The 13,628-nt window shown below is 72.8% G+C and carries 10 protein-coding genes; 5 read left to right on the top strand and 5 right to left on the bottom strand.

The features are described from left to right. Together AB0M73_RS48520 and AB0M73_RS48515 are read left to right on the top strand one after the other, a co-directional pair. A partial coding sequence (locus AB0M73_RS48520; protein WP_363906799.1) for a 3-deoxy-7-phosphoheptulonate synthase occupies positions 1-115 on the top strand: 115 nt, incomplete at its 5' end. A gap of 160 nt (positions 116-275) precedes the next feature. Further along, the gene (locus AB0M73_RS48515) at positions 276-1,793 is read left to right on the top strand and encodes an FAD-dependent oxidoreductase (protein WP_363906797.1); all 1,518 of its coding nucleotides are present in this window, start codon (positions 276-278) and stop codon (positions 1,791-1,793) included. A gap of 60 nt (positions 1,794-1,853) precedes the next feature. Here the strand turns inward: AB0M73_RS48515 and AB0M73_RS48510 are convergent, their stop codons facing one another. The 5 genes from AB0M73_RS48510 to AB0M73_RS48490 form a co-directional block, all read right to left on the bottom strand. Continuing rightward, positions 1,854-3,596, bottom strand: coding sequence for a copper resistance protein CopC (locus AB0M73_RS48510; RefSeq protein WP_363906795.1), 1,743 nt, complete (start codon positions 3,594-3,596; stop codon positions 1,854-1,856). Positions 3,597-3,607: 11 nt separating this feature from the next. Next, positions 3,608-8,878 (bottom strand): multicopper oxidase domain-containing protein, encoded by a 5,271-nt coding sequence (locus AB0M73_RS48505; protein ID WP_363906793.1) that lies wholly within the window; start codon positions 8,876-8,878, stop codon positions 3,608-3,610. Between the two features lie 80 nt (positions 8,879-8,958). Beyond that, positions 8,959-9,531 (bottom strand): hypothetical protein, encoded by a 573-nt coding sequence (locus AB0M73_RS48500; RefSeq protein WP_363906791.1) that lies wholly within the window; start codon positions 9,529-9,531, stop codon positions 8,959-8,961. Then, positions 9,524-10,435 (bottom strand): ROK family protein, encoded by a 912-nt coding sequence (locus AB0M73_RS48495; protein ID WP_363906789.1) that lies wholly within the window; start codon positions 10,433-10,435, stop codon positions 9,524-9,526. Before AB0M73_RS48495 ends, AB0M73_RS48500 begins: the two co-directional genes overlap by 8 nt. A gap of 130 nt (positions 10,436-10,565) precedes the next feature. Continuing rightward, positions 10,566-11,123 carry an NAD(P)H-dependent oxidoreductase gene (locus AB0M73_RS48490; protein ID WP_363906787.1) on the bottom strand — a complete coding sequence of 186 codons (558 nt, stop codon included), beginning with the start codon at positions 11,121-11,123 and terminating at the stop codon, positions 10,566-10,568. A gap of 257 nt (positions 11,124-11,380) precedes the next feature. On the opposite strand from AB0M73_RS48490, the gene AB0M73_RS48485 reads away from it, so the two are divergent. Genes AB0M73_RS48485 through AB0M73_RS48475 form a run of 3 tightly spaced genes read left to right on the top strand, consistent with a single transcriptional unit; the run spans position 11,381 to position 13,532 of the window. Continuing rightward, entirely contained in the window at positions 11,381-12,100 is a 720-nt protein-coding gene (locus AB0M73_RS48485; RefSeq protein ID WP_363906786.1) for a hypothetical protein, read from the top strand. A gap of 23 nt (positions 12,101-12,123) precedes the next feature. Next, positions 12,124-12,558 carry a type II 3-dehydroquinate dehydratase gene (locus AB0M73_RS48480; protein WP_363906785.1) on the top strand — a complete coding sequence of 145 codons (435 nt, stop codon included), beginning with the start codon at positions 12,124-12,126 and terminating at the stop codon, positions 12,556-12,558. Positions 12,559-12,560: 2 nt separating this feature from the next. Beyond that, positions 12,561-13,532 (top strand): alcohol dehydrogenase catalytic domain-containing protein, encoded by a 972-nt coding sequence (locus tag AB0M73_RS48475; protein ID WP_363906783.1) that lies wholly within the window; start codon positions 12,561-12,563, stop codon positions 13,530-13,532. Positions 13,533-13,628: the final 96 nt, after the last annotated feature.

The following is a 13,628-nucleotide window of genomic DNA, read 5'->3' as shown; positions in this document are numbered from 1 at the left end:
CGACCTCGCCGGCCGCTACGAGACCGCCTGCGACCCGCGACTGAACACCCAGCAGTCCCTTGAGCTGGCCTTCCTCGTCGCCGAGATGCTCAGGCGGCCGGTCACGCCCGCATAGGGGTGCGAAGGGGTTTTCCCTTGTCAGCAGCGGTGATTGGATGTTCGCGTATTCAGGGCGGGCCGCTTTCCACACGGTGGAACGGATTCCGCCACACGTCACGAGCGGCCCTCGATCGGCGCCGTGACTTCCGGGGCTTGTCATCGAGGGGGAATCACCTGTGCTCAACAGACGCTCATTGCTGCGCACCGGCGGCGGCATCGCGTTGGCCGCGGCGGCCGGCGGATCGCTGGCGTCGGCCGCCTTCGGCGCCGTCTCCGCCGCCGACTGGCTGAAGCTGCGGTCTCAGCTGACCGGAACGCTGGTGCTGCCGGCCGACGCCAACTACGGGCTGGCCAAGCAGCTCCAGATCACCGAGTACGACTCGGTCAACCCACAGGGCATCGCCTACTGCGCGACCGCGTTCGACGTGGCCAAGTGCATCAAGTTCGCCCAGTACAACGGGATCCCGACCCGGATCCGCAGCGGCGGGCACAACCACTCGGGCTGGTCCACCAGCAGCGGCCTCGTCATCGACGTGTCCTCGTTCAACCAGGCCACGGTCACCGGGTCGACCGTGCACCTCGGTCCCGGCGCGGAGTCGGTGGACGCCATCGCCAAACTCAAGCCGTACAACAAGCAGGTGGTCGGCGGCACCTGCCCGACGGTGTGCCAGGGCGGCTTCCTGTCCGGCGGCGGCATCGGCTGGCAGACCAGGAAGTTCGGCGCCGGCTGCGACCGGGTCGTGTCGATCACCGCGGTGCTGGCCGACGGACGGACCGTGCACTGCTCGCCGACCAGGGAGCCCGAGCTGTTCTGGGCGATGCGCGGCGGCGGCGGCAACAACTTCGGCGTGGTGATCGACTTCGAGGTGGCGCCGATCAACGCCCCGACCATGACCAACTGGGACACCATGTGGTCCTGGGACCGCGCGCCCGAGGTGTTCGCCGCCTGGCAGGAGTGGACGGCCACCGGCTCGGACAACATCGGCTCCTCGCTGGTCGTGCTGCCGCCCGCGCACTCGGGCGGCCCGACGCCGCTGATCCTGGTGGCCGGCGTCTACCTCGGCCCCCAGGCCGAGCTGACGGCCACCCTGAACGACCTCGTGTCGCAGATCGGGGCGCAGCCGGTGTCACGGACCTCCAGCGAGGGCGTGTACGCGGACATGATGCACAGCCGCTACTGCGGCGAGATGACGCAGGACCAGTGCCAACGCGTCGGCCACGCCCCGGACGCCCTGCTGCCGCGGACGCCGTACCAGCGGCAGGCCTACCAGCTGTTCAACCGGTCGCTGACCGGCTCCGAGATCACCCGCATGTTCGACGCCTGGGGCCAGGACGACTCGCTGCCGCAGCGCTACATCCAGTGCATCGCGCTGGGCGGCGCGCTCAAGCGGCACGGCCGCTCGGACAACGCGTTCGTGCACCGCGACGCCGAGTTCCTGCTCGGATTCCAGCTGGGCCTGGACAATCCGAACCCGCCGGCGGCCGACGCGGCGGCCGCACTCGACTGGACGAACCGGGGCTCGGACCTGCTCGACCCGATCTCCGGCGGGGCGTACATCAATTTCCCCAGCTCCCGCCGCGACAGCGACTGGGGCCGGGCCAACTACGGCGAGAACTACCCGCGCCTGCTGGCCGCCAAGGCCCAGTACGACCCGACCAACTTCTTCAACAACCCCGGCAGCATCGGCAGCTGACGAGGTGGCAGGGCCCGGCCCCGGTGAGCACGCGACGCTCACCGGGGCCGTCCCCTGTCCTCAGCCGACCGGGAACTCGGTCTCCACCGTCTGCTCGTCGACGTCGGTGGTGCGCACGGTCAGTTCCAGCCGCCAACTGCCCGGCCTGGGCAGGATGAGCCCGTGCGAGGCGTACCGGCCGGCGCCGGACCTGGCCAGCGACACGGTCATCGGGCCGATGTGCTGGTCCGGCAGTTCCAGCGTGGCGGTCACCTCGGGCACGTCCCAGGCCCCGCCCGACGCGTCGTACACCGCGGCGGTGAAGGTGCTCGCGCCGACCTTGGGCGGGTCGAGCCGCACCACCGCCCGCCCCTTGTCCAGGGCCAGCTGAACATCGCTGACGGCCTGCGCCGGCCGCGCCCCCGGCGGCGTCGCGACCAGCACCGCGGTCAGTGCCAGCACCCCGATCCCGATCACCGCCTCGGAGCGGACCGAGAGCCGCAACTGCTTGCGCGCCAGGCGTTCCCGCTCCTGCTCGGCCAACACCTGCTTGCGGCCTACGGCTTGCTCGGCGCGGGCGTAGCGACGCCGCACCACGGCACGGGAAACGGCCGCGAACCACAGCAGCACGCCGAGGGCCGCGATCTTGAACACCAGCAGCACGCCGTAGCTGGACCCGGTCAGCGCGCTCAGCGAGCCGACCTCGATCAGCGCCCGCACGACGCCGGTCGCCACCAGCAGCGCCACCGACCCGGCCGCGACGCGCGAGAACCGGTTCAGCGCGATGCGAACCTCCGCCACCGGCTGGACCTGCGTGCGCGGCAGCAGGCACCACACGATGACCGCCAACCCGCCCAGCCAGCAGGCCATCGCGGCCAGGTGCAGCACGTCGGCCAGCGCGGAGAGCGGATCGGCCTGTGCGGCGGCATGCCCGGTGCCGATCCACGTGCCGGCCAGGGCCACCACCGGCGTGACGGCGGCGATCGTGCCGCCACGACGGGCCGGGTCCACCCGACGCCACAACACCGCGATCGCCGCCAGCAGCGCCATCCGCGCCGCCACGAACCAGCCGTAGGCAGTGCCCAAGGTCGACAACACCGGCGCCGGGTCGATCAGGCCGGCCAGGCCGCTGCCGGCCGCGTACGGGCCTTGCAACAACAGGGACGCGACCGCCGCGCCGACGCTGAGCCACCATCCGGTGACGAGCAGCCCCCGGGCCCGCGGGCGGGACAGTCCCGGCCGCCAGCACAGGAGCAGGAACGCCAGGCCGCCGGCCAGCAGCGCGAGACCGGCGTACCCGGTCCACCGGGCCGCGGTGAACACCGCCGACAGCGCCGGGTCGTCGCCGGTCTGGGCGTCGCCCGCGGCCAGGTTGTCCAGCCGGATGTCGCCGACGGCGAAGACGAACGCGCCGTGCACGGGATGGGAGTCGTTCGAGACCACCCGCCACGTCACGGTGTACGCCCCCGGCCCGAGCCCGGCCGCCACCGGGACGTCCACCTGGGACGATCGGGCGGCGTCGATGCGCACGGGCGACGGGGACGGCACCGGCCCCTTCGGGCCGATCAGCTGGATGCCGTCGGGCACCAGGTTCACGCCCTCCCCGAACCGCAGGCTGATCACGGCCGGGGCCGCGGAAAGCCGGTCGCCGTTGGCCGGCGAGGTCGACAGCAGCTGAGCGTGCGCGTACGCCGGCGCCGGGGCGCCGACCAGCAATCCGTACAGCACGACCAGGCCGGCCAGCAGCATCCTGACCGGCCCGATCCACGGGGCACGCCCCCTGGTCCCGACCGGGACCAGGGGGCGTGCGGTGTCGAGGGACAACAACTCTCCTTCTACAGGGGGGCGGGACCGCCCGGCGCGCCACACGGCGTCACCCGGAGAATCCCCCACATGCCGGCCTCGGCGAACGGCAGTCTCGCGTCGGAGAACAGGTAGTCACCGTGGTTTCCGTTGCCGCCGCCGGCCGGCCCGACCCAGGCGTCGAGCGTCTCGCCCGCGGTGACGGTGCGGGCGGTCTGCTTCGGCGAGCCCGGCCGCTTCGGGTCGAGCGGGAAGGCGTGCCCGCCGACCGTGAACGAGTGCAGCTGGTCGGACGCGCCGATGCCGAGGCGGAAGACCACCGGGTCGCCGCTGTCGGCCCGCAGCACCGGGGTGTCGGGATCGCCGTACGGCGTCGAGCTGAACGCCGTGCCGTAGGAGCCGACGACCGTCGCCTTGGTGAAGTCGTCCTTGTTGGCGGTCAGCCCGAGACGCTGGGTCAGCGGCGCGTTGTGGTAGTTCACGTCGCTGTAGCCCTTGTCGTAGGACCCGGGGTGGTCGGCGGTGCCCGGCGGCGCGCCCGGCACCGGCGGCACCTGGAGGTTGGCCGCGGTGGGGCTGTTCAGCCCGTCGCCGGCCACCTGGTCCTCGTAGGGCAGGATGCTGCGCCCGTACTGCTGGTCCGTGCTCTGCATGGTGAGGGCGAACTCGCGGAACCGCTGCCCGCCCGGGGCCCGGATGATCGCCTGCGTGCTGGTCCGGTTCGGGCCGAGCGGCGCGTCGGTGGCGCTGTCCGTCCAGGTCGAGTCCTTCGGCTCGACGATCATCATGCCGTAGGCGCCGTGCCGCAGGGACGTGGTGCTGCCCAGGTTCTGGAACAGGGTCGTGCCCAGATCCTGGTCGGCGTAGTAGGCGTAGGTCGCCGCCCCGCCGACGGGCACGGTCGAGTCCGGGTTGAGCCCGACGGCCGCGCCCGAGGACAACTGCTGGTTGTGGGCCAGCTTGGCCAGGTCGAGCCCGGCCCGGGAGCCGCCGTACAGCGAGCCAGGGGTTGTCCTGTCCCGCAGGGTGATCCGCACGCAGTCACCCTTGCTCGCCCGCAGCACCAACGGTTCCACCGGCTTGGTGCCGGCCTGGATGCCGGCCACGTCGGAGGTCAGGGCGTAGATCACGCCCCCGGTGTCGTTGTACGGCTGGGTCGGCAACGCCTTGTTGATCAGCGACACGTCGTAGGCGACGGTCCTCGCGCCCCGCGGGCACGGGTCGGCCGTCGACGTCACCACCGACGCGTTCGCCGACCCGTCCGGATTGAAGGCCGACACCGGATCGGGGCCCGGCGTGGCCTGCGTGTTGCCGGCGGCGGCCACCTGCCGGGGGAAGCCGGCCCCGGAGCCCGGGGCCGGCCGGCCGGGCAGCACCTCCAGGTCGCTCTGCTTGGTGTCGTGCACCCGGAAGATGCCCCAGGCGCCGCTCTCCAGCGCGAACGTCCGCGTGCTGTAGTACAGGTAGTCGCCCGCACTGTGGGACGGACCGCCCGCGCCGCCGTCGAGCACGTAGTCGAAGCGCTCGGAGATGCCCAGGGTGGCCGTGTCGGACAGCTGGCTGCCCGGGCTGAACCGCTCCAACCGGAACCGGTGGCCCTGGATGCGCAGCGCCTCGGCGCGGTCGCTCAGGCCGATCGTCCTGATCACCACCGGGTCGCCGGCGTAGGCCCGCAGCAGCGGCGTGCCGGGGTCGCCGTACTTCACCGACGAGAAGACGTACGGGTCGACCGAGCTGATGGTGGCCCGCGCCGTGTTGGCGTCCGCGTTCCCGGGTATGTCCGGGGCCTGGCTGAAGGCGTTGCGGCAGCGGGACCCGTTGTACTCCTGGCGCTGGTCGGTGGTTTTCGGATCGGTCGGCGTCGCGCCCGGCGGTGTTCGCTCGCCGAGTGGCGCCGCCCTGAGGTTGATGGTGCCTTCCTCGCACTCCTGCCCGGCGTTGAACGGGTTGAGCTCGCTGCCGAACGGCCCGTTGACCTCGGCCCGTCCCCGCCGCCCGTTCAGCATGAAGATCATGAACTCCCGGAACGAGCCGGACTGTCCGGCCCCGACGGACCCGCCGCTGTTCACGATGTCCACGATGGTGCCGCTGCGCACCTCCTGGCCGGTCTTGGGATCGTGGTAGGTCGACCCCTTCGGCTCGATCACGTTCGCGCCGAACAGACCGTGCGACCACGAGGTGATGGCGTCCACGTGGTCGTGCCAGAACACGGTTCCGGAGTCCACGTCGGAGAACCACCGGTACTGGACGAACTCCACGGTCACCGGCTCGCCGGCGGCGTGGTGGGCGGCCAGCGGCCGGTCGAACACCAGCTGGTTGCCGGTGATCGCCGTGATGGTGCGGATCTCGATGTCGGCCCGTCCGACGCCGATCCCGATGGACACCCCGGGCCGCAGCTGGCCGACGGTCGACACGGTGATCTTGTCGGCCGCGTCGGTCGAGGCCAGCGTGCGCTTCTCCTTCGAGTCGCCGAAGATCGACTGCTCGAACGCGAAGCCGGACACCACGCCGTCGGAGGCCAGCGGGTCGAACTGCACGAAGTGCGTGTGCATGTTGGCCTTGGCCTGCTGGGCCGGATCCAGCTCGTTGCTCAGGGTCACCGCGACGCAGTCGCCGACGTTGGACCGGATGGTCAGCGGGTCGACTCCCTTGGTGCCCGCCCGCACCGCGTCCTTGTCCTCGTTGAGCACATAGATCTCGCCCTTGGTGTCCTTCTCCCTGGCCGTGGCCTGGAACTGGACGGGCACCGAGGTCACGTCGTACGTGCGCACCGGCGCGTCCTTGGCGCAGATGCCGCGGGGACTGCCGGCCGAGGCGGTGTCCCCGAGATAGGGCGCGCCGGAGTGGCCGTCGGGCGCGAACGGCGGCCGCATCCCGAGATGTGGTCGCAGCATCGGATACGCGGGATGGCCGGTGTCCGGGTTGAACAGGATCTCCGGCCGCGCGCCCGGCGTCGGCGACCGGTAGTCCGCCCACACCGCCGTCGTCTCCGGCTCGCCCAGGTACGTCGGCCGATCCGGGGCGCCCGCCTTCTGCCAGTCCCACACGGTGGCGTCGTCGGGATCCTGGCCGCCGTCGGCGGTCCACCGCGCGCCCTGCGGCGGCAGGTCGCCCTCCACCAGTTTCTCCAGCGCCACCTGGGTCTTGGGGTCGGTCAACGCCGACTGGAGCACCACCTTCCTGCCCTGCACGGTGTGTCCGAGCAGGCCGGCGGCCGGCACCGCCGTCGGCGCGGACGTCCGATCCGGCAACGGGGCCAGATCCGGCTGGACGGTGTCGAACACCCGCCACAGGCCCCACATCCCGGCCATGTAGTGCTGGGATATGTGGCAGTGGAACAGGAAGTCGCCCGGCGCCTGCTGGCAGCCGCCGGCCGTGCACTCGTGGGCCAGCGTCACCGACTCCATCGGGCTGATGGTCTGCGAGTCCAGGTCGATGGTGTCGGTGTCCCGGTCCGGCGACTTGGTCAGGCCGAGGCTGCTGGCCGGCGCGTCGCCGGGCGAGTTCCGCCACCGGGTGCCGCCACCGTGCAGGTGGTGCACATGCAGCTGTTCGACGCCGGTGTGCACGATGCGGGTCTTGGTCGGCTCGCCGAGGTAGGACCGGGGCATCGGGGTGGACGGGTCGCCGAAGGTGTACGAGCTGAACGCCAGCGACTGGTTGGCGTGCTGGACGTCCGCGCCCCGCGCGGCCTCCAGCTGGCCGCGGCGGTAGAACGGCTCGCTGCGGTAGTTGATCGCGCGGCTGGCCGGCCGGTACACGTTGGTGCCGCCGCCGCCCTCGTTGGGCGTCTGCGGCGTCGGCGGCCGGACGTCGATCATCGGCAGCGGCCGGCCGAGCTGGAGCTGGTCGCCGACCGGGATGCCGGGGTCACCGCCGATCGGGATGCCCTCGTCGTTCTCCCGCAGCGGGCGGCGCAGGTTGAAGTTGCCGTCGCCGACCTCGTGGTAGAGCAGGTTGAACTCGCGGAAGGCGGGGCCGGCGGCCGGCCGGATCATGGCCTCCCAGTTGGTCCAGGCCGCGTCGGTGCGGTCCGCGCCGGTCCTCGGGTCGTACCAGCGGGACCCCGCCGGCTCGGCGACCAGGGCGCCGAACAGCCCGTGCAGGGTGAGCTGGGTGGAGTCGCCGCCGCTGCGGAACGCCTTGGCCCCCTCCCCCATCGACCGGTCCAGGAAGTACCGGTACTGCTTGGTCTGGCCGGGGGCGGCCATCATCGAGCTCGGGTTGGCCCCGACGGCCTGGCCGCCGTCGCCGGCGGAGGCGTCGTAGGAGACGCCGGCCATGTCCATGGACACCGACGGCACGCCGCCGGGCTGGGTGATGGCCGGGTTGCCCAGCTCGCCGCTGCGCGGCGCCTTGGTCAGCTTGTTGGTCAGGTTGACCACGACGCACTCGCCGAGCCGCGCCCGCATCACCAGCGGCTGGATCGGGTCCTCGCCGAGCCCGAAGCTGACCTTGGCCGCGCTCGGGTCGTCCTTGGGCAGGGCGGAGGCCCGCAACAGCGCGGCCTCCTGGTCGCGAACCGCCTTCTCCTGCTCGGCCAGCACGTACATGTAGCCGTACGGGTCGTGGTCGCCGAAGCGGTCGACCACGATGTCCACGTCGATGGCGCTGACGTTGAACACGCGCTGCGGCGCGGTCGCGCAGCCGCCGGCCGGCGCCGCCGTGGTCGGCGCCGCGCCGACCACACCGGGCACCGCGATCATGCTCGCCACCAGCACGGACGCCATCGCCGGCCGCGGCAGGCCCCGCCGGGGCGACGGCGGTCCCCACACGGCGCGCAGCGCCTTCGGGGAGCCGTCCGCGACCAGCACGCCGACCGTGGCCAGCACGAGAACGGCCACTTCGAGCTGCAACGCCTGCGTCCACGCGCCGTCGAGCACCCGACCGAGGTCCCCGTTGTCGAGGGCCCCGCGGTCACCGAGCACGGTGTGGGCGACCGCCTGGGCCACCACGAGCGGCACGGACAGCACGGTCATGGCGATGGCGACCGCCGCGGCCCGGACCGGCCGTTCCCAGAACGCGGCCAGCTGCCGAAGCCGACCGACGGCCGCCGCGCCGAACCAGGTGGCGATGCCGGCGACCGGCAGCGCCAGCAGCACGTCCAGGGCGAAGTACGGCAGTCGCTGGTCCCATGCGCCCAGGTCGTCGGCGAGCGCCCAGTGCTGCCAGAACGCGGTGCCGACGGCCAGCACGGCCGTCAGCAGCAGATACGACGGCGAGGTCGGGAACGCTGTCGCGCCCCGGTCCTCGCCGTGGTCGGGCGGCGGCCCGTATCGGGGATGGACGGATGAATCGCGCACGGCGCAGCCTCCTTGCCCGCCGGGCCATTCGGCCGGCGGCGTCTGATGTCCGGGAATCCGGGAAAGGGCGGGGACGGCCCTCAGGAGCCGTGCGGGTCGGCCGCCAGCCGCACGGCCAGCCGCTGCCGGCTGCCGTCGCCGCCGGTCCAGTTCAGGTACAGCGGCGGGTCGCCGGCCTCGGGCATCGGCAGGTCGAAGTAGAGGACGCCGTCGACCGCCGTGCCGGCGCCGAGGCGGGACACGGCGTCGAAGGTGGCCGTCTTGACCGGCACGGCCTTGTCGTCCTTGCCGCCGCCGAGGGTGAAGTCCTTGGCTGCGGCGAACTGCCGGTCCTCGCCGGACCGGTTGACCAGGTTGATCGGCACCCCCAGCCGCATGTCGTCGCCCAGGGGGGCGCCGGGCATCATCTGGGCGGGCATCTGGTAGCCGCCGAGCGCGCCGCCGTCGTCGTGCTGCATGTCCAGCCAGTCCGCGGTGCGCGCGGTCACGCTCACGCCGTCGGACTGGACGACCGCCAGCGGCGCCGCGTCGGCCGACCGTTGGCGCAACCACGAGTCCGTGCCCACGACCGCTGCGACGACCGCGACCGCCACGACCAGCAGGCAGCCCAGCCGGACCGCGAGCGCGGACCAGTTCATCGAACGCCTACGCACGATTCCCCCTCAGTGACCTAGCGAGCAGCACCGCGCCCCGCAGTGAGGACAGTCCGCCGAACTCGGCGGCACGGACCGGTGCGACCGGATGACCGGGCCGGGCCAGCGCCGCCACCTGCTCCGCCACCGCCGGCACGAATCCCGGCAGGCCGGCCGCGAACCCGCCGCCGACCACCGCCATGCCGGGATGCACCAACTCCCCCACGCCGACGATCGCGGCCGCCAGCGCGGCGCACCCGTCGGTCACGGCGGTCACGGCCCAGCCCGCGCGGGCCAGCCACGCCTCGCGCAGCTGATCGAAGCTCACCTGTTCGCCACGCAGCCGTGAGGCGGCCCGCAGGACGGCCCGACCGGAGGCGACGGCCTGCACGCAGCCCCGGCGCCCGCAGTCGCACACCGGACCGCCGCGGTCGACCACCAGGTGGCCGATCTCGCACGATCCCTTGGCAGTGCCCGGAAGCGACCGGCCGTCCAGCACGATGCCGCCGCCGACGCCGGTGCCGACGCCGACGTAGACCAGGTCCGCACAGCCGAGGTGGTCGGCCTCGGCCAGCGCGGCGAGATCGCCGTCGTCGGCATGCCCGACCTCGGCCCCCGGAAACATCCCGCGCAGCGCGGCGACCAGGTCCAGTCCGGTCCAGCCGGGGCGGTTCGGCCAGGCCACGACGCGCCCGGCGGCGTCGACCGTCGCCGGGACCGCGACACCGACGGCATCGACGGTCACGTCCCACCGCGCGCGCAACCCAGCCACCCCGGCCGCCACCGCGTCCATGTCCTGCGCCGCATCCGTCCCGACGGGCCAACGGAAATCGACGTCGCGCGGGCTGAGGCCGGGGGCCTCCGCCCGCAGTGCGACCTTGGTCCCGCCCAGGTCGATGCCCAGGCAGCCAGCAACCCCACCCATGCGCACCAACCTCGCACAGCGGCGACCACGGCCGGCTAATCGCGAACCCACTGGCCCGGCCCGGGCACGAAAAAGCCGGCCGTGACCGGGGGACGTGCCCCCGGCCGCGACCGGCCCGGACGAAGCGGAGTCAGCCGCGCAGGGTGCGCAGCGCGGTGCCCCAGGCCACGACCTGGTCCAGCATCGTGGTGACGCTCTCCTTGTGGTGGCTGCCGGGCGCGAAGTTGGTGAAGTGCTCCCAGTCGGTGAACAGCGACAGCGCGACCTGCGCCCGCACGTCGGCCACCTGGAGCTCGCCCATCACCAGGCGGAGGTGCTCGACCGCGCGGGTGCCGCCGATGCTGCCGTAGCTGACGAAGCCGGCGGCCTTGTTGGCCCACTCCCGGTTCAGGAAGTCGATGGCGTTCTTGAGCACGCCGCTGGTGGAGTGGTTGTACTCCGGCGTGACGAACACGAACGCGTCGTACCCGTCGATCTTGGCGGCCCACTCCTTGGTGTGCTGCTGGCTGTACTGGCCCATGGCGGCCGGCATCGCCTCGTCCAGGTGCGGCAGCGGGTAGTCCATGAGGTCGACCACCTCGAACACCGCGTCGCCGCGGTCGACGGCCTGCTCGTGGATCCAGCGGGCGACCGTGTCCCCCTTGCGGCCGGGTCGAGTGCTGCCGACGATGATCGCGACCTTGATCACGGCTGTGCCTTTCCTCCGTGGTGAGCGTATGAAGCGACCGTAGCAGATGATTCCGTTACTAATCATCTATTCCGGATCTATCTCCGGCCGACTCCCCTGCCCACCCCCTAACCCGTCCCACAGTTGGCCGGACCGGGAAGCGGTCCCACCTTGGCCGGGCGGAACGGCCCTACGCTCGAACCGTTCCCACGTCCGTGTGCGAGTGCCGGTCCACGGGCCATGTCGGGCACACTTCCATCGAACCGAGGTGATCCGCGGTGTCGCGCAGCTGGCAGTCCTATCGGCTCCACACGCACCACTGGCCGGACCAGGTCGACCTGCTCGTCAGTCATCTCCAAGCGGCCGACGCAGGCGCGCGGTGGCGCTTCGAGCGCGGCGCGGTCGGCGTGGATCTGTGGGTGCACGCCACGAACCAGGCCGGCGACGCGCTGCGGGCCGTGGGCGGCGCACGGCCCGGAGACCGTCGCCCGCCGGTCACCGACCATGCCGGGCGCGAGGCCGAACTCGCCGCCACACTGGCGTCGCTGTCCAGCGAGCTGGCGCTCGGCCTGGTGCGCGATTCCGAACTGCCGACGACCGCGGTCGTGCCGACCGCTGCGCTGCACCTGGCAACGGTGCTCGGGCTGCTCCCGGAGCCGGCGCGCCTGCCGTTCCTGTTCCAGTGCTGGCAGGAATGGTCCAGCCCGCTGCCCCCGGCGGCCCGAGTCGCCCTCGGGATCCGGGCCGACCGCTACGCACCGAGCGTGGTCGACGACGTCGCGCTGCTCGGCGGCGGACCCTGGGACCGCTACCGGCACGCCATCCGGGAACAGTGCGACATCGGCCCGGACCTCTACCTGCTGTTCGACCACACGCTGCTGACCCACGACCGGATCGGCATCGGCCGCCCCGACGGCGCACTGGCCGCCCGTGCCCTGCGAGCGCTGCTCACGACCGGCGCGACGCTTCCTTCCGCCGCGACGCCGGCCGCCGTATGAATCCCCCCAGCACAAGGAGAACCGTGCCCAAGCTGCTTCTGGTCAACGGACCGAACCTAGGCATACTGGGCCGTCGCGAACCCGAGGTGTACGGCACCGACACCCTCGCCGACATCGAAGGCGCGGTGGCCGCCGAGATCGCCGACCGGGGCTGGGAACTCGTCGCCGTGCAGCGCAACTGCGAGGGCGAGCTGATCGACCACATCCAGGACAACTACGACACCGTCGGCGCGATCGTGAACCCGGGCGCGCTGATGATCGCCGGCTGGAGCCTGCGGGACGCGCTGGCCAACTACCCCCGCCCGTGGGTGGAGGTGCACCTGTCCAACGTGTGGGCCCGGGAGGCCTTCCGGCACGACTCGGTGCTGGCGCCGCTGGCCAGCGGGCTGATCGCCGGCCTCGGCGCGACCGGATACGTGTTGGCCGCGCGAGCCTTGCTCACGATGGTCGAGGGCTGACCATGATGACGGCGGCGGTGCTGGTCGAACCGGGCCGGCTCGACCTGGCCACCGTGCCGGCGCCGGACTGCGCGCCCGGCGAGGTGCTGGTCCGGCTGGCCGGAGTCGGCCTGTGCGGCACCGATCTCGCGGTCTTCCATGGCCGGCGGGCGGTGCCCGCGACGCCGTGGGTGCTGGGACACGAGGGCGTGGGTGAGATCGTGGCGACGGGATCCGGCGTGGTCGACCGCACGGTCGGGCAGCGGGTCGTGATCGACCCGGACATCTGTTGTTTCCGCTGCGCCCCGTGCCGGCGCGGGCTGACCTCGGCCTGCGTCGACCGGGCCAGCGTCGGCCTCACCCGGCCCGGTCTGCTCGCCGAGTACGCCGCCGTGCCGGCCGGTTTCACCTTCCCGGTGGCCGACCACGTGGCGCTGGAGGACCTGGTGTGCGCCGAACCGCTGACCGTCGCGCGGGCGGCCCTCCGCCGGTCCGGCATCCGGGCCGGCGACTCGTGCCTCGTGCTCGGCGCCGGGCCGCAGGGGTTGTTCCTGACCATGGCGCTGGTGGCGGCCGGCGTCCGGCCGCGGGTGTCGGAGCCCGACCCGGACCGGCTGGCGCTGGCCCTGTCCCTCGGCGCCGTCGACGCGGCCGACTCCGACGAGCCCGTCGGCCACGTGTTCGAGGCGTCCGGCGTGCCGGCGGCGCTGGCCACCGGCGTCCGCCGGGTGGCCCCGGGCGGCACGATCGTCGTGGTGGGCATGAATTCCGAGCCGCTCGCCGTGCGGACCGACGACCTGGTTCGGCGGCAGCTCACCGTGGTCGGCTCGATGATCTTCGACCATCCCGCGGATTTCGCCGCCACCGTGGACGTGCTCGACCGCGGCCTGTTGCGCCCGGGCCGGGTGCTGCGCCGGGAGTTCCCCCTGGCCCGCACCGCCGAGGCGTTCGCGGCCATGCCCGGCGCCCCGGGCAAGTGCTGGATCCGCTGCTGACCCCGCCGGCCCGCCGACCGTTCGCGGTCGGCGGGGCCGCGGGCGGCGCGGGCCCGGGCCCGCCCGCCGAACGCCCCCCCAAACACCGGCAGGGCC

This window comes from Kutzneria sp. NPDC051319, from assembly GCF_040682195.1.
Lineage (GTDB): Bacteria > Actinomycetota > Actinomycetes > Mycobacteriales > Pseudonocardiaceae > Kutzneria.
Note: the sequence above shows the minus strand (reverse complement) of the source record. Positions and strands in the feature narration are given on the sequence as shown.

Bases quoted from the DNA above. Each gene is read 5' to 3' on its own strand.
- AB0M73_RS48495 (WP_363906789.1), bottom strand. From the start codon at position 10,435: ATGGGTGGGGTTGCTGGCTGCCTGGGCATCGACCTGGGCGGGACCAAG.
- AB0M73_RS48475 (WP_363906783.1), top strand. From the start codon at position 12,561: ATGATGACGGCGGCGGTGCTGGTCGAACCGGGCCGGCTCGACCTGGCC.